At 40.6% G+C, this 18,015-nt stretch carries 9 protein-coding genes and 2 tRNA genes; 10 read left to right on the top strand and 1 reads right to left on the bottom strand.

The window, feature by feature from the left end; translation table 11 throughout:
• The first annotated feature begins 18 nt into the window (after positions 1-18).
• The 5 genes from BMX11_RS14595 to BMX11_RS14620 all read left to right on the top strand — a co-directional run bounded on the left by BMX11_RS14595 (position 19) and on the right by BMX11_RS14620 (position 3,427).
• On the top strand, positions 19-759 hold the full coding sequence (locus tag BMX11_RS14595; protein ID WP_090885522.1) for a UDP-2,3-diacylglucosamine diphosphatase: 741 nt from the start codon (positions 19-21) through the stop codon (positions 757-759).
• A 435-nt stretch (positions 760-1,194) separates the two neighbouring features.
• Positions 1,195-2,268, top strand: a complete 1,074-nt coding sequence (gene prfA, locus BMX11_RS14605; RefSeq protein WP_090885525.1) for a peptide chain release factor 1 — start codon at positions 1,195-1,197, stop codon at positions 2,266-2,268.
• Positions 2,269-2,384: 116 nt separating this feature from the next.
• A tRNA-Asp gene (locus BMX11_RS14610) sits at positions 2,385-2,458 on the top strand.
• Between the two features lie 154 nt (positions 2,459-2,612).
• Positions 2,613-2,686 (top strand) — tRNA-Asp (locus BMX11_RS14615).
• A 309-nt stretch (positions 2,687-2,995) separates the two neighbouring features.
• Complete coding sequence (locus BMX11_RS14620) at positions 2,996-3,427, top strand: hypothetical protein (RefSeq protein WP_090885527.1); 432 nt, start codon at positions 2,996-2,998, stop codon at positions 3,425-3,427.
• 87 nt (positions 3,428-3,514) lie between these two features.
• On the opposite strand, the gene BMX11_RS14625 is transcribed toward BMX11_RS14620, so the two are convergent.
• Positions 3,515-7,576 (bottom strand): hybrid sensor histidine kinase/response regulator transcription factor, encoded by a 4,062-nt coding sequence (locus BMX11_RS14625; protein WP_090885529.1) that lies wholly within the window; start codon positions 7,574-7,576, stop codon positions 3,515-3,517.
• Between the two features lie 347 nt (positions 7,577-7,923).
• Between BMX11_RS14625 and BMX11_RS14630 the strand changes: the two genes are divergently transcribed.
• From BMX11_RS14630 to BMX11_RS14650, 5 genes are read left to right on the top strand one after another with little or no spacing between them, the layout of a single operon-like run.
• Positions 7,924-8,394, top strand: a complete 471-nt coding sequence (locus BMX11_RS14630) for a CHRD domain-containing protein (protein WP_090885532.1) — start codon at positions 7,924-7,926, stop codon at positions 8,392-8,394.
• A gap of 31 nt (positions 8,395-8,425) precedes the next feature.
• Entirely contained in the window at positions 8,426-11,272 is a 2,847-nt protein-coding gene (locus BMX11_RS14635) for a SusC/RagA family TonB-linked outer membrane protein (protein ID WP_090885534.1), read from the top strand.
• 18 nt (positions 11,273-11,290) lie between these two features.
• Positions 11,291-13,042 (top strand): RagB/SusD family nutrient uptake outer membrane protein, encoded by a 1,752-nt coding sequence (locus BMX11_RS14640; protein WP_090885536.1) that lies wholly within the window; start codon positions 11,291-11,293, stop codon positions 13,040-13,042.
• Positions 13,043-13,059: 17 nt separating this feature from the next.
• Complete coding sequence (locus tag BMX11_RS14645) at positions 13,060-16,188, top strand: SusC/RagA family TonB-linked outer membrane protein (protein ID WP_090885538.1); 3,129 nt, start codon at positions 13,060-13,062, stop codon at positions 16,186-16,188.
• A 15-nt stretch (positions 16,189-16,203) separates the two neighbouring features.
• On the top strand, positions 16,204-17,970 hold the full coding sequence (locus BMX11_RS14650) for a RagB/SusD family nutrient uptake outer membrane protein (protein ID WP_090885540.1): 1,767 nt from the start codon (positions 16,204-16,206) through the stop codon (positions 17,968-17,970).
• Positions 17,971-18,015: the final 45 nt, after the last annotated feature.

The raw sequence follows: 18,015 nt of genomic DNA on the forward strand, positions 1-18,015 counted from the left end.
TTACCTTTGAAATTGCACATGGCCAAGAATATTTATTTCGCTTCTGATTTCCATTTGGGTACCCCAAGCTATGCCGAAAGCCGCAAACGCGAGGCGCGGATTGTAAGCTGGCTAAACTTTATTGAGCCCAATTGTAGCGAACTTTTCTTAATGGGCGATATTTTTGATTTTTGGTTTGAATATGCCAAAGTGATTCCCAAAGGTTTTATCCGTTTACAGGGAAAGTTAGCAGCTATGGCTGATGCAGGGATTAAGATTTACTTTTTTAAGGGGAACCATGACATGTGGGTTCGCGATTATTTTACTCAGGAAATCGGTATGGAAATCATCAGTGATGAATATATCCTGGAACGTGGGGGCAAGAAATTTTTTCTGCATCATGGAGATGGTTTAGGACCAGGTGATCGGAAGTATAAGTTCCTGCGGAAGATTTTCAGAAGTAAACTCTGCCAGTGGTTGTTTGCCCGCCTGCATCCCAATTTAGGTATAGGCATTGCCGATGCCTGGAGCAAAGGCAGCAGAGCCGCCCAAACCGAAAAGGAAGTGTTTTTAGGCGAGGATAAAGAGTGGTTAGCCATTTACGCCAAAGAAAAATTGCAGAAGGAGCATTTTGATTATTTCGTGTTCGGCCACCGCCATTTACCGCTAGATATTGATTTGGGTAATGGAAGCCGTTATGTTAATATTGGTGAATGGCTTAATTATGATTCTTATGCGGTGTTTGATGGGGAGGAATTGAAACTGGAATATTTTAGTTAGGGTACGCAGGCAAGTAATTCAGAAGCTTTTAACCACCTTAGGCATCTAAGCTCTTCATCCAATTTATTTCCATGTATTTTTTCTTTTCCGTGATTTCTGTGTTTCCGTGGCTAATTTTTAACCGCAAGTGCCCCCTGGTCCGTCGCACACGGACCAGCGTCGTATAGCTTGTTTTTTACCACTTTGGTCCCTGGCGCAAGGAACAGCAGCAAATAGCTTGTTTTTTATCGCTTTAGGTCCCGTGGTACACGCAACAGCATGGTGTAGTCTGGTGTTGTTTATGCCTGGTAGCTCATTGCCGAGCCGCATCACTTGCCCGAACAACTTCCCATCCATATAAACACTTTCAGCTTTATTTATAAAATTGTACTTTTGCATTTCTTTAACGTAGGGCTATTCTGCTCGTCGATTAAAGCAATTACAATACAAGATAATATGTTAGATAAATTAGAAGCCATTAAACTGCGCTGGGAAGATGTAGAAGAACAGTTGAGTAATCCGGATGTAATTCAGGATATGAAGCGTTTTGCGGCTCTGAATAAGGAATATAAAGACCTCACCAAGATTGTAGAAGAATATAAAGTCTACAAAAATGTAATGAGTAATATTGATGCTAACCGCGATATTCTGGCTACAGAGAAAGATCAGGAGATGCGTGAGATGGCTAAGGAAGAATTGGACCTGATGTTGGCTCAGCAACAGGAAATGGAAGAACGCATTCGCTTGATGTTAATTCCTAAAGAGCCTGAAGATGCGAAAAATGCCGTATTCGAAATTCGTGGCGGTACCGGTGGCGATGAAGCAGCGCTTTTTGCCGGCGATTTATACCGCATGTACACCCGTTACTTTGAAACTAAAGGCTGGCGCGTGGAGGTAATGGATGTTACCGAAGGTACTGCTGGTGGTTATAAAGAGGTTGTATTGAAAGTGAGCGGCGAAGACGTTTACGGAACTTTAAAATATGAAAGTGGTGTACACCGTGTGCAACGTGTTCCAGATACAGAAACACAAGGACGTGTACATACCTCTGCAGCATCGGTAGCAGTTTTGCCAGAAGCCGAAGATATTGATGTTTACATCAATCCTGGAGATGTTGATTTACAGACTTCACGCTCAGGTGGTGCTGGTGGTCAGAATGTAAATAAGGTAGAAACTAAGGTTCAGCTTACCCACAGGCCTTCGGGTATTGTGGTAGTTTGCCAGGTAGAGCGTTCGCAGTTGGCTAACCGCGAGTTGGCTATGGAAATGCTTCGTTCTAAACTATACGATTTAGAGGTGCAAAAGAAACATGGTGATATTGCCGCTAAGCGTAAAACGATGGTATCTACCGGCGACCGTTCTGCGAAGATCAGAACTTATAACTACCCACAAGGTAGGGTTACGGAGCACCGTATCGGTTTAACGATGTATAACCTTCCAAACATTATGGATGGAGATATTCAGGAAATTATTGATGCACTTCAATTTGCAGAGAATGCAGAAAAGATGAAAGAGGGTGCTGTAGAATAAAATGTAGCCTGAGCCATAGGGACTTAGGTTTTTTTGGAAAAAAAGTTTGCAAATCCGGATATCCTCCCTATATTTGCAACCTCGAAAGGGACAAGCGATTGAAACTTTAGAGAAACGGAGTGGTAGTTCAGCTGGTTAGAATGCCTGCCTGTCACGCAGGAGGTCGCGGGTTCGAGTCCCGTCCATTCCGCAGAAAGCCTTAACTTGAAAAAGTTGAGGCTTTTTTGTTTTTAATGCGTTTTGTTTAGGGTTAGAAAAAAATAATATAATTTTATTACTATATTCAAAAAACTTCCCTATATTTGCGACCTCTTAAGGATAAAGCAATTTAACTTTAAGGAAACGGAGTGGTAGTTCAGCTGGTTAGAATGCCTGCCTGTCACGCAGGAGGTCGCGGGTTCGAGTCCCGTCCATTCCGCGAAAAGCCTTCAGATTATTTCTGGAGGCTTTTTTGCTTTTTATGCAACTGGAGCGATAAAGGTTACGTTGGAAAAGTTTCCCAATTCAATCGAATTAACAGCAAATCTTGCCTATAGCTTATATTTCTGATATCGCTCATATGATTAATCTCTCGAGCCCAAATTCTCTCGTGTTTTATACGAGGATAATACTTATGATTTCCATCGCTCTCCTTTATCCACCATTAGGGGATGCTTTGTATAATTTTGTGGGATTGTTTCAAACAGATAAAAATATTTCTTATACTTAATATACCAATGTATTAAAAATGAAGACTTACATAAAATATTTTCTTCCAATAGTGCTATGTATTTCTGCATGTAAGATTAACCAATATAAGAACAATAGAAAGGTTGGTAAGTGGGTAGAAGAGCAAGTTGAAGATGGTATTAGCTATAAATTTGTGGGTTATTATAATAAAGGCGGCCACGCAAAGAAAACATGGAAAACTTATCGAAATGATACATTAGTCCTGTCCGAAAAATATAAGGGAGACGTGAGTTTTGTGAAGAATTTTTATAATAACGGTAAGATTCTATCAAAGGGTAAATCCAGAACAGATAGAAGTAACCCAGAAAAACTGCATTGGTTTTATTTTGGTGAATGGAGATATTATAGCGTAACAGGAGATTTAGAGTTTAAACGACTGTTCGAAGGCGGTAAAGAGATAGCGGAAATTAAGATAAATAAAAATAAGTGAATGGATTCTAGACTTTAATATCCAATTTTGGGCTCAGAGTTGTGCTGAATTATGGAGTCCAATCAACAGTTTCCATCAATCACTCCATCACTCTCCTTTCCCCTCCTTATTGGCCAAATACACCTTAGGCGTATAACCATATTGCTTCTTAAACTCCCTGCTAAAGTATTTCGGATCATTGAAGCCCACCAGATAGGCTACTTCAGAAACATTGTGAATTCTTCCCTCTAATAGCATAGCCGCTTTTTTAAGGCGGATAGATTTAATAAAATCGTTCACGGAAAGATCTGTTATAGCCCTTATTTTCTTGTAAAGCACAGGCTGGCTCATCCCCACATCCTTTGCTAGTTCCAGTACCCCGAAATCCTGATCGGTAATGCGTTCTTCAATGCATTGAACGGTCTTAATCATAAACTTGTGGTCTACCGTATTAATGGTAATATCCTGAGGTTGAAGGTTAACCTGTTCGCTAAACTTCTTTCTCATAATGGCCCTGGATTGGAGCAGGTTCTTTACGTTGAGTAGAAGCAGTTCCAGACTGAAAGGTTTGGTAATATAGCTGTCTGCACCGGTTTCTAAGCCGTCTACCTGTTGTGGGTGCGTGGCCCTCGCGGTTAAAAGAATAACAGGGATATGCGCTGTACGCTCATCTGTTTTAAGTTGTTTACATAAATCGAGGCCATTCATAATCGGCATCATTACATCGCAGATAATGAGGTCGGGCAGCTGTGCTGTGGCAACTTCCCAGCCAATCTGTCCATTTTCGCTTTCGAGCACCTGGTAATGAATGCTCAATGTATTTCTTAATAATTGTCTTATTTCCTGATTATCTTCTACCAACAGAACCGTTTCTTTAGCAATGGGGTTGGAGCGTGGTGTGGTTTGATACTCATGGCTTGGTGTGGCCAATGTTGTGGCATATAATTCATTTTCATCTGCTATCGGATCATTCGGGTCAACTTTAACCAGCTCGTGTTCTCCCCTTTTTAAACTTACCGTAAAGCTGGTATCTCCTGCTTCCTGCTCACTTTCTGGGCGGCTTTTCATTAATAGTTCGCCTCCGTGGGCAACAACAATACTCTTAGATAGGGCTAATCCGATACCCGAGCCGATATGCACAATTCCTGGACTGTTTACCTGGAAAAATTCGCTGAATAATTTATCCTTTTCATTTTCCGGAATCCCGATACCATTGTCTCTCACTTCGATGTGGATTTCCGACATCTCTTCCCGAAGTAAAATGGTGATTGTTCCCTCGTTTTTAGTGAATTTAAAGGCATTAGAAAGGAGGTTAAAAAAGACCTTTTCCATCTGTATTTTATCAAACCAGATTTCAACAGGTTGCGTTTCAAACTTGAAACTATAGGTAATATTTCTACTTTCTGCCAGTTGAGAAAAAGACTGAAAAATTTCCTGTAAGAAATAAACCATATCTTGCTTTACCGGGTGGAGCTTTAGGTTTCCGGTTTCGAGCTTTCTAAAATCCATAAGCTCGGTAACCAGACGCATCAACCGATCGGCATTCTGCTTGATCGGAATTACCTGTTGGTTAATTTCCGGTAGATTTTTACTGCTTTTTAACAGGTTTTCCAATGGACCCAATATAAGGGTGAGGGGAGTTCTGATTTCATGTGACACATTGGTAAAGAAACGTAGCTTCATTTGTTGCACATCTTCATTACGCCTTAAAAGTGCCTTAACAAATAGATAGCGAACAAAAAGGAACAGTATGCCTGAGAATAAAAGGATATATAAGGTGTAAGCCCACCAACTGGCCCATAGCGCAGGGCGGATGCGGATTTCGGCAGCGGCTATTGTTTTTCCCGGAATGCCATCGTTGTTAATCCCCTTAACTAAAAACTTATACTTCCCTGCAGGGATATTGGTATAGGTGGCGCTGGGGGTTGAGCTATAATTCCAGTCACGATCATAACCTGATAATAAATAAGCGTATTTGTTTTTATCTGGTTTTACAAAGTTGAGCAAAGCAAACTCAATGGTGAAATGGTTTTGATCATGTTGGAATACGAGCTTTTGAGCATGATTCACCGTTGATGTTAACAGGTCATCATCGCCATTTACCTCTACCGTTTGATTGAACAATTTTAAATCGGTAAATACCAGCGGAGAGTGGTATGGATTGAGTTCAATATCTTTAGGGTAAAAGGCGGTAAGACCATTAATGCCCCCTAAAAATATCTCCCCCCTGCTGTCGATAAAATAAGAACGAGCATTAAACTCATTCCCGGCAAGTCCATCACTTTTGGTATAATTTCTAAACCTGCCCGATGCCGGATTTAATTCAGATAAACCATTTGCAGTACTGATCCATAAGTTTTGGCTTTTATCTTCTACGATGCCCAAAACGTTATTGTTGATGAGTCCATCGCCCTCCTGATAGGTTTTAAAGCGGTTAGTTTTAGGATTGTAAATACTCAACCCACCGAAATAAGTGCCAATAAGAAGCTCTCCGCTGCGGTTTTCTACAATGCAATTAATGTAATCTGACTGTAGTTTCGTTTTATTTGCTTCATTTTTGCGAAATTGAGTAAGCCGCTTATTATTTGGATTATACCGATAAAGTCCTGCGCTGGTAGCTATCCAGAGGTCGCCACGGCTATCTTCAAAAATTTTCTGAATATTCTTTTTAAGGATGTAGCGATTTAAAATGCTCTTAGTGGTATGGTTAGGATAATATCCGTTCTTTTTTTGGAGAATAGATAAGCCATTTAGGGAGCCGATCCAAATCGTTCCTCGTCTATCTACCTCCAGCGCTAAAATTTCTGCAGAACCTACCGCTCCTGTAGAATCTTTTACATTTTTAATCCTTTGGAATTTTCCCGTTGCCGGATCAAAGATGTTTAAGCCCCCTCTATGGGTTCCAATAATAAGTTTATCGCTGTTTAGCCCTTCTTTGACCATTATTTTGATCAAATTAGAACTGATCGTAGACGAGTCGTTGGAGTTTGTTTTATAGGCTTTAAAGCTATTGTTTTTCCTGTTGTAGTAATTGAGCCCTCCTCCCTCTGTTCCTATCCATAAATTGTGTTGTGCATCCTCTATAATAGAGCTGAGCACGTTGCCACTAATGCTGGGTACAAATCTGCTGTTGCGATACACCTTAAATTTTGTCGCCACAGGATACACCATATTTACGCCGCCAAAGTAGGTGCCAATCCAGATATTGCGGTTACGATCTTTAAAAATATGGTGTATAGAGTTGTGGCTTATGGTATTGCCGATTTCAGGATCATGTTGATAATTGGAGAATGTTTCCCAGTCCAGGTTCAGTACACTCAGGCCATCTTGTGTGCCAATCCACAATTGCCCTTTACCATCATTCATCAATTCGCGAATATCATTGTGGATTAAAGAGCCTGGATTTTTATTGTCGTGCTGAAAAATTTTCAGGTTCGTGGTTATCGGATCGTACTTGCAGAGCCCGTTGGCTGTACCTATCCAAATATGGCCATGGCGGTCTTCGTTAAGTGCGGTAATATAACTGGAGGGCATGGTTGCTGGCAGGTTTACCTTTTTGTATTGATAGGCTCCGTTTTTGCGATTAATCACAAATAAACCATTCCCCGTACCTACCCAAACATTCGACCGTTTATCTTTTAAAATAGCGTAAATGCTGTTAACGGGGTCATTGGCTTTCTGGCTAAAGCGAAACAACTGGAATTGGTTGTTCGTTTTATCGGTTAACAGGTTTAAACCGTTTAAGGTGCCCACCCAAATATCTTTGGTATGATCTTGATAGATGACTTCTACATTAGTGCTGCTTAAGTGCGGCACACTTAAAAATTGATCGGTTTTTTCATCATATAGACTTAGTCCGGCTGTAGTACCTACCCAAAGTTTCCCGTCAGCAGCAGTAACAAGTGCTGTAATTTCATTTCCTAAAATATACTGTGGTTTTTTGAGATCGCTTTTATAGATTTTAAATCGATACCCATCGTATCTGTTTAGTCCCTGTCTGGTTCCAAACCACATCAACCCGGTACTGTCTTGTGCAATAGCAACAACAGAATTTTGAGATAAGCCATTTTCAACAGTGAGGTTGGTAAAGGAAAGTTGGGCCCTGGCTGGGCTTAGGGCAAGTGATATTAACAGGCAAAGAAATAGCTTGGTAAGCTTATCACATCTCATATTATATTCGGAAATCGTTAGTTTGTTGCTTTTCAATAAATATAGAAATATTGTTCGTTTGTTTGAACAGAAAGCTTCATTTAACAGCTATGTTAATAGATTTTCTACCTTTTCTGTTTAGATTTTCATCTTTTTTTCAGGGATAATGTCTCAGTTTTGATATAACCAAATGTGCTGATTTACCTCTTGTATTTTGAGCAGATAAAGCCATCAGCAAAAAAAAAAAACTAACCGTAACCAAACTTAAACAATGAACAAACAGAAAGAAACTACTGCAACTGATCACGCCAGTTAACGGCTGCAATGCCACGCCTCAATTTAATCAACCCTAACCTAAATAATCTAAAATGAAGTTTAATCACTTTAAAAAGTGGTGTATGCTCCTGGGCGTATACCTGTTAATCTTTATTACATCCTGTAAAAAGAAATTTATCGAGTCAGATATTTTCATCAAGAAGCAATGGAAAGTAGAGTTATTGGCATCAAAAGTTTTACCGTCAATAACAGGCAGGTCTGATCATGCAGTCGCTATGATTTACCTCATGGACAATCAAGAGTTGCATTATGATATATATTTTGATAAGGCAATAGAGAATAATGATACGCCCGGACCAGGTAAGTTATATCTGGGAGCCGATGGAGTTGTTGGCAATCTTTTTATCGATTTGAAAACCCCGGCCTTTAACGCACAGGGAGAAACCAATGGTAAAGTAAGCGTAGATGCCGCTACAGTAAATAAACTGTTGACAGAAAAAATGTATCTCCAAATTTCCTCTACACAGCAACCAGCCGGAATAGTAAGAGGACAGCTTAACTAATCAGTTTTCATACTAAAGAATTGATCGTATTATGATAAAAATATTTACTCAGCAACAAAAGTTGTTTTGGGCTAAACGGAGCTTTGTAATCTGCCTTTTTACTGCCATTGGTGGCCAGGCAGTGGCTCAGCAACCGCAAGCTAACCTTACTGATTCTTTGGTATTAGATTCCATGCGAAAGGGATCTAATCCACAAAACAGGCACGTCGATCTCTGGAACAGGACAATTTCTAAACTTAGAAATGTTACCGGATCTGCAACCATTTACAGTGAAGATGTAAACACTACCCCGGTATCCGATATTACGAATGTAATTTCAGGGCGTATTAGCGGTCTCTATTCTAACAGATCGTCTGGTAGAACTGGGCCCATGTTCGATGCTTCTTCCTTTACCTTAAGGGGCCAATCGCCACTGATTGTTGTGGATGGTGTAATCCGTTCATTTACAAGTTTTAATGTAGATGATATTAAAAGCATAACTGTTTTGAAAGATGCGGTATCTACCAGTATGTATGGGTTGCGTTCGGCTAATGGTGTGGTTTACATCACTACAAAAGATAAGTCACTGGATCAGCCTTTTGAACTTAACTTTAATGTTCAGGTAGGGGTATTAAATCAATTCAGACGCCCAAATTTCATTAATGGGGCCAATTATGCCGAACTGTATAATGAGGCTCAGAAAAATACCTTTCCAAATGCGACTCCGGCTTTTTCAGCCGCTACCATTGCAGCTTATAGAAACGGTACTAACGACCCTTACCTGCAACCCAATAATGATTGGTACAATACCATTTATAAAAATAATGCCTTGCAAAAGCGTTATGCCATTAATGCCGCGGGAAACGGAAAAAGCTATCGCTATTTTACTTCTGTTGAACATTTGAGTCAGGATGGTAATTTTTTAACCTCTGCAGATAATCCATACCAAACCAATAATTTTTATAAGCGGTATAACCTTCGAACTAATGCACAGATTGATTTCAATGAAGATATACAGCTCAGTCTGAACATCTTTGGATCCATTGAAAACAGCAACGAGCCCGGTGCTACAAGTTCCTCCATCATGAGCAGGATTTTTGAAACTTCTCCTTTAGGGTATTCGCCAAGAAATCCGGATGGAACTTATAGCGGAAGTATTTTATACACCAACAATATTCTGGCAAGTGCAGTAAACTCTGGTTATATCAATTACAATGAACGAACCCTGAGCGCAGATGTGGGCTTAAAATTTAAGTTAGATGATGTGACCAAAGGACTTTGGGCAAAAGGGCTCCTTTCTATCAATAACTATTACCTCCAATCTATATCGCGAACAAAGACCTTTGCTATATTCTATCCAACAGTATCTCCTACCGCAACTACTTATACTAAAGTAGGTAGTGATGGAACAATAGAGGCGGGAAAAGGTGATCCGGCTATTGTTACGCAAAATAAACAGACCTTTTTCAATGGATTATTGGGCTATGACCGGTCTTTTGGGAAGCATAATATTAATGTTTTAGCTAGCTATAACTTAACCAACCTGATTGATTCCTACACACAGCTAAACCAGTTGTACAACAATGCAGGGCTTACTGCTACATACGATTTTAACAAAACCTATTTGGCCGAGTTAGGATTGGTGTATGGTAGCTACAACCGGTATGCACCAGGCAAAAGATGGGGCTTTCTGCCATCGGTGGGGCTTGGCTGGGTTATCTCTAACGAGGCTTGGTATAACAAAAATACTTTTAACTTCTTAAAATTGAGAGGTAGTGTAGGGCAAACGGCATGGGCCGATCCAACCAATTACTACAGCTACATGCAAAGATATACACTGGGCGCTACTGGTTACAACTTCGGTGCAACGGCAAGTGCAGTATCGGGAGTTGCCGAAAGTACCTTAAAGAATCCAGGCATTACCTGGGAAAAGGCGCTCAAAATTGATCTCGGTGTGGAAACACAGTTATTTCAAAATAAATTGGGTGTTGAGTTAAATTGGTACACCAACAAATATTATGATGAGTTGATAAGTCCTGCTAATGGTTATGCATCGGGTATAATTGGGCAAAGCTATCCAACGGTTAATGCAGGTAAATCACGGTTTAGCGGTTTTGAAGGGAACATTAGCTTTAATAATAACAAGCAGAACTTCGGCTATTTCATTAAGGGGAATTTTACGATTGCGCAAAATAAGATTATTTCCCGTCAGGAAGGAAACTATCCCTATCCATGGTTATATAGTGCTGGCGAGTCTACCGGAACCTATGGTTATGAAGCGATTGGTTTTTACCAGGTGGGAGAAGATGTTAGCAAAACGGCCAACATTCCCGGCTTTATTCCTCAGCCAGGCGATTTGAAATATGCAGATTTAAACGGTGATGGATTAATTAATTTTCTGGATCGAAAGGCAATTGCCGGAACAAAACCGCTATTTTTTTTCGGATTAAATGCCGGGTTTAACTATAAGGGTTTTGATTTCAGTGCCTTACTGGAAGGTAGGTTAAACCGGGAAATTTACTACAGTGCATCTCAAATGCTCGCATTTAATAATGGTTACGGTTACGTATTAGATTATACAACCGAAAACAGATGGACACCACAAAATGCTACTCAGGCCACCTTGCCAAGGTTAACATTAGGCGCAAACACCAATAACGAGCAAACCTCATCATTTTGGGTAAAACGTGCAGATTATATCAGGTTAAAGAATATAGAAATCGGTTATAGCTTTCCTGGCAAGTTTTTAAAGAAAGCCAAAATAAGTAAGGTGAGGATATTTGTAAATGCATACAATCCACTTACCTGGACTAAACTAGACTATTTAGACCCCGAAACAGGCTTATCTGGCTTTGCTAACTACAGAATATTAAACGGGGGCATTTCGCTCCAACTATAACACTAAAAAGTAAGAAAGATGAAAAATATGAGAAGATTCTCCATTCTAGGATTACTGATTTTAGTCATATCCACTTTCGGATGTAAGAAAATGATTGAAGATGAACCTTTGGAAAATGCTGAAATTGATTTGGTATTTGATGCAACGGATTCACTGGGGAAATATGCCGAAGATTACCTCAATAATACCTATTCAAGTTTACCCAATGGCTTTAATAAGATTGGTAATAATATGTTGGATGCAGGTTCAGACGATGCGCTCCCATCATCTACTTCAGATGCAGTTCAGTTTTTTTCGAACGGCGCTTTCAATTCTGTCAACCTTCCCGATAATCCCTGGGATGCCAATTATGCCGGCATTAGAAAAGTGAATATCTTTTTAGCCAATATAGATAGGGTTCCACTAAAAACAGCAGGTTTTAAACAACGCTGGAAAGCAGAGGCGCGGGGCTTGCGTGCCATGTTTTATTTCGAGTTATTAAAGCGCTGGGGCGGAGTTCCATTAATCGGGGACAAGGTTTTTGAACTGGGAGAAAATATTGCTATCCCCCGAAGCAGCTATCAGGAAACGCTTGGTTACATTGTTGCTGAATTGGATGCGATTATGCCAAGTCTTTTATCGCCCAATGGTACAAGTGGTTATACCACTATCTATTTTGGAAGGTTTAACCGGGGAGTGGCCATGGCGCTTAAATCGCGCTTATTGTTGTATGCAGCAAGTCCCTTAAATAATACGGCAAACGATTTGGCCAGGTGGGATGCTGCGGCAAAGGCTTCAAAGGCCATTATGGATAGTGTTGCTGCGGGAAAATTTGTATACGCATTATCAACTTTAACCACCACGGCGCATTACAGCAGCACCAATGTGGCCAACCTGGTCCCGGCAGGTACAACGCTAACCAGCTATGTAACCGGAGTAAACAGGTTTCTGAATATTTTTTCTACGAGGTATAATACCGAGCTGATTTTGCCTTACTTAAGAGGTACTACAACGGATGTAGAATCTAACAATGAGCCAATTGGATATACAAGGGCCGGCCTGGGGAAAACCAATCCAACACAGGAGCTGGTAGATGAATTTGAAACCTTCGCAGGTAAACAAATCACAGAGGCTGGTTCTGGTTACACCCTTACGTCACCATATTACAACAGAGATCCGAGGCTGGCCGGAACCGTTTCTTTTAACGGGTTGTATTGGCTTACGCGAAATGTACAAACTTATGATGGTGGGAAGGACAGGCCACAGGGCTTTGGCCGAACAAATTCTGGTGAAACAAGAACAGGCTATTACCTCCGTAAGTTTATGACGCCAACAACCAGCGAAAGTGCTTACACAGCCGCCAATCATAACTTCCCGATTTTTAGATATGCCGAGATTTTATTGAATTATGCGGAAGCCCAGAATGAAGTTGCAGGGCCAGATGCAACGGTATATAAAGCCATAAACGACATCAGGGCAAGGGTTAATATGCCGGCTTTGCCTACAGGATTAACCCAGGCCGAAATGCGTAACAGGATCAGGCACGAACGTAGAGTGGAGATGGCTTTCGAAGAACAACGCTTTTGGGACATCAGAAGATGGAAAATAGCTGAAAATGTTTTGAATGGAACACTCCATGGTATACAAGGCACCTTAAACGGAACTGCTGTAAGTTATGGTATTGTAGATGCTGCACCTTCAAGATTCAGTGCCAGTAAAATGTACCTCTACCCTATTCCATATAAAGAGATTACCTCAAATAATAAAATGGTTCAAAATCCTAACTGGTAGACTATTTAATAATTGTTATGAAAAGAATTTTAATATACATAATTGTTTTATCTGCCTTTATTACCCAAATGGTATATGGCCAGGCCGGTAAAATTATCTCGGGTGTAGTTTCCGATAACAGGGGACCAATCCCGGGAGCCACGGTTTACGAAAAGGAACTAACTGCTAATGGCGCAGTTACTGATCAGAACGGAAAGTTTAGCTTAAAGTTAAAGGGGAATGCCGGTACGCTGGTAATCAAATCTATCGGATACCTTACGAGGGAAATAAGTACAACCGGAAAAACGACTGTAAACATCACCTTGCAAGAGGATGCAAAAGGATTGGAAGAGGTTGTAGTACTCGGATTTGGTGAAAAAGCTAAGAAAATTACCAGCACAGGTGCGGTGAGTTCTATTTCTGGAAAGGAAATCAGACAAAGCCCTACATCCAGTATTCAAAATTCATTGGCAGGACGCTTACCCGGATTTTTCTCTCAGCAACGGGGTGGGCAACCGGGTAAAGATGGAGCAGAATTTAATATCCGCGGAATCAGTACCTATCAGGGAACAACCCGCCCATTAATCATTGTCGATGATATTGAAGTTACTGCAGATCAAATTAGCATGATCGATCAAAACGAAATTGAAAGCTTAACTATACTGAAAGATGCATCTACAACAGCCGTTTATGGGGTAAGGGGGGCTAATGGCGTAGTGGTAATCAGAACCAGGCGGGGTGAAGCAGGGAAACCACAACTTACCTTCAGGCAGGAGGTAGGTTTAAATAGTTCGACTATGAACTTTGATACCAATGATGGGTACACTACACTTGCCTTACTCAACGAGTGGACAACCCAGCAGTATTTGGATCCCGCTATTCAATATCCCAAGTATTTTGCAGGAAATAATTTGGAGCGCTATCGACTGCAAGATGATCCCTACAATTTCCCTTTCGTAGATTGGTGGGATGAGCTAACGCTTAAAAACAGCTTACAAAGCAGAACTAACTTTGATATTAGTGGTGGTACCCAAAAAACAAAATACTTTGTTTCCTTAGGATATTTCAACCAGGGTGGGATGTATAAAAACTTCACGAAGGACGAAGGATATAATGGCAACTATAATTTTGACAGGTATAACTTCCGCTCGAACGTGGATATTGATCCAACCAAAGATTTACACATCCGGTTCGATTTATCAGGCCGGTTTGGGGTAACCAACTCACCAAATGATAGCCCTGGAAATAATGGTGCCCCAACCTTACAATATCTGTGGAACGGGCAACTCTCTGCATTTGGTTACCCTGCTTTTAACGCAAATGGAACTTACGGTGGTTCTACCAGTAGTGCCACAAAGATAAATCCGATTGCCAATTTAAGATATTCGGGATACAGCAGAGATTATACGAACAATCTTGGCTTTGTAACTCAGGTAAATCAGAAATTGAATTTTATTACAGATGGTTTATCTGCCAATGCATTATTGTCTTACGCCAGCGACTACAGTTTTAATCGCTCATTAAAACGAAATGCTGCTGAGATTCCGACCTATTATTGGGATCCAAACACGAAGAGTTACTTACCAGTAGTGAACAACCTTTATCGCCTTGGAAATTTAAGTCGTACAGGGGGATACACAGGATCCAACCGGGTAACCAATTTGCAAGCCTCAGTAAAGTATGATAAATCTTTTGGTAATCACGACTTAAATGCATTTGTACTTCTTAACCAAACTACCAAAACCGACGAGACAGCCTCAGCGGCTACAGAACCTTACAATGTTAGAGGGATAACAGGTTCCATCAGCTATAATTTTAAACAGCGCTATTTGCTTGATATTAAAGGGGCGTACAATGGTTCCGATAAATTTCAAAATGCCAACAAGCGTTACGCCTTATTTCCAGCAGTTAGTGTTGGGTACAATATCAGCGAAGAATCTTTTTTTAAGAAAAACATAACGTTTGTAGACAACTTAAAGATAAGAGCATCTTATGGAATTGTGGGTAATGATGGTATTGGAAGTTCTGTGTATACTTATGAAAAAACTTACTCTTCTGGAAGTGGAAAAGGATATGTATTTGGCGAAACTTCCAATACTGCGCAATCAGGAATAATTGAGCCAACATTATCAAATACGGAAATTACCTGGGAAACGCAGACAGATGGTAATATAGGTTTGGATCTGAAGATGTTTAAGGGTAAGGTTTCCTTTACAGCCGATTTTTACAAGAAAAGAAGAGAAGATATTTTAACCCAAAGATCTTCAGTAGCAGCCGCTTTCGGCGCTTCTCTTCCATTCGTAAATCTTGGAATTGTAGAAAATAAAGGATATGAATTTGAATTAACCTATCGTGATAATGCCTTCTCCAACAAGCTCTCTTATTTTATCAATGCCCAAATCAGTCATAGCGAGAACAAAGTCGTTTTCAGAGATGAGGGGCTGGCCAAATACCCATGGTTAGGTTTAACAGGGAAGCCGGTTGGGGCCTTGTTTGGTTATCAGGACGCAGGCTTATATCAATCGCTATATGATGTGTACAATAGCCCGAAACTGCTTACGGCAACTCCGTTAAACAATCTGAACCTGGGCGGTGTAAAACTCGTAGATCTTAATGGCGACAACGTAATTGATCAATATGATATGGGGTATCTGGGCACCAATCAGCCCGAGTTTATTGCCGGGTTGAGTTTGGGGTTCTCTTATAAAGGTTTTGATTTTAGCACACTTTTTCAAAGCTCATTCAAATACTTTATCAACATTAACCGCGGTATCATCAGTTATAGCCGCCCAGAAAATCAATCGGTTCCATACAACTTAGGCCGCTGGACTCCTATTACAGGTAACGATGCAAGCTTCCCTGTTTTGGCAGGAAGTGGTAGCCAGAATAGCGTTTACTCTACCTACTGGACTAAGCGGGGCGATTATATCAGATGGAAGAATGTAGAGATAGGGTACCGCTTGCCTGATTCTTTTGCAAAGAAACTGCATGTAAACAACATCAGGTTATATGCTAATGGATATAACCTGGGATTACTATATACTGCACTTCCGGTATTTATTGATCCTGAGTCCGTTACCGGATCTTCCTCAACAACCAATATTGGGGATATAAATGAATATCCGCAACAACGCATTTACAATTTTGGTATTCAGTTCGGCTTATAATTAAATCAGTTCAACATGAAAAAGAAATTTTATACAATCAGTTTATTCGCTTTAATAGCTTTTATCTATACTTCTTGTAAAAATGATAGTTTCCTCGACCGCAAAACGGAAACACTTACTGAAGATAAAGTTTTTGCAGATAGTGCATTAACAACGGGCTTTATTAATGATATGTATGCCTACACGGGGCAGGATATTGTTCCTTACCGCTACAGCATGATCACCAGTCCGGGGAGTAATGATTATGCCTGCTTTGACGATCAAACCACGCTATCTATTAGCTACTACAGCACACCACAAACGGGCGTTATGGGGGGCACATACAGTGCTGCCAATTATTCGCTAAATAATTACTGGACAACCTATTACAAGAAGATAAGGCTTGCCAGTTTATTTATGCAAAAATCAGGCAACTCACCTATTTCTGCGGCCCGTAAAGCAAGATTAAATGCCGAGGCCAGGTATCTTAGAGCGTTTTTTTACGTCTCCCTGATTAGATTTTATGGTGGTGTTCAAATCATGCCAGATATTCCCTTAAACGCAGAAGACATTCTGGTTTCAAAGCGCAATACGTACAAAGAATGTGTAGATTATGTAGTGGCAGAATTAGATGCTGCTGCAGCCCAGCTGCCATCAGCTATTTCACAAGATGCTTCCGAATATGGACATGCAACCAAAGGAGCTGCCCTTGCCTTAAAAGCCAGAATTCTGCTTACTGCTGCAAGTCCTTTATTTAATGGGAGTTCTTTCACTACTGATCCTGCTATTTTACCCTATATCGCTTATTCTTCAACCTATAATCAGGCCCTTTGGCAAAAAGCTGCGGATGCCTGTAAGGCTGTAATCGATTTACCAGATTATGCTTTGGTAGAGGATAATGCAACAAGACCAGGTCATGGTTTTTGGAAAATGTTTGTAAAAGGGAGACGAAATACGGAATACATTATTCCATACATTGTAGCCAATGGTACAGCCTTAGAGTCAAGCCGGTTTCCCAGAGGACGTGTTGGTGCAGCCGGGGGGTACAGTAATCCTACTGAAAATGCCGTTAAGTTTTTTGGAATGAAGAACGGTAAAGCAATCACTGATCCGGCCTCTGGTTACGATGCTAACAATCCTTATGCAAATCGAGATCCGCGGTTTAACTATTCCATTTTATACAATCAGGCACCAATGTGGAAAAGCGGATCGGGTACTACACTAGTTCCAATCGATATCTTTTTTAATAAGGCAACCAACTCCCTCACAGCCGATGGGCTGCAAACTTATTATACCAAAACAGGTTATTATTCTCGCAAGATGGCTAACGATTCAACTGCAACATCTGCATCAATAAGCAGGGCTTACCCGGTGCTTCGCTTGGCAGAACTTTATTTGGGTTATGCTGAAGCATTGAATGAGTTAGGCCAAACAGAGCAAAGTGTAACCTGGTTAAATAAAATCAGGAAACGTGCAGGAATCGATGTTGGTGCCGAGTTGAGATATGGCATAGCAGTAGGCATCACAAAAGAAGCGCTTAGAAAAATTATTCAGAACGAATCTGTGGCAGAGTTTTTCCAGGAAGGACACTTTTGGTATGATACCAGAAGGTGGAAAACAGCTGAAGTTACAGAAGCACAAAATTTGATGGGGAATTATATCACCAAAGAACTGAACGGTACTTTCACCTATAAAGAAGTTTCGGCATTAGCAGTAAACTGGCAACCCAGAGCTTATTTTGCGCCAATTCCACAGGATGAAATCAATAAATCAGCAACGCTCATCCAAAATCCCGGATGGTAAAAATATTTAGTTTGATTAGTTTGTAATGTTACCACGTTGACTGTC

It is taken from the genome of Pedobacter rhizosphaerae, from assembly GCF_900111155.1.
Classification (GTDB): Bacteria; Bacteroidota; Bacteroidia; order Sphingobacteriales; family Sphingobacteriaceae; genus Pedobacter; species Pedobacter rhizosphaerae.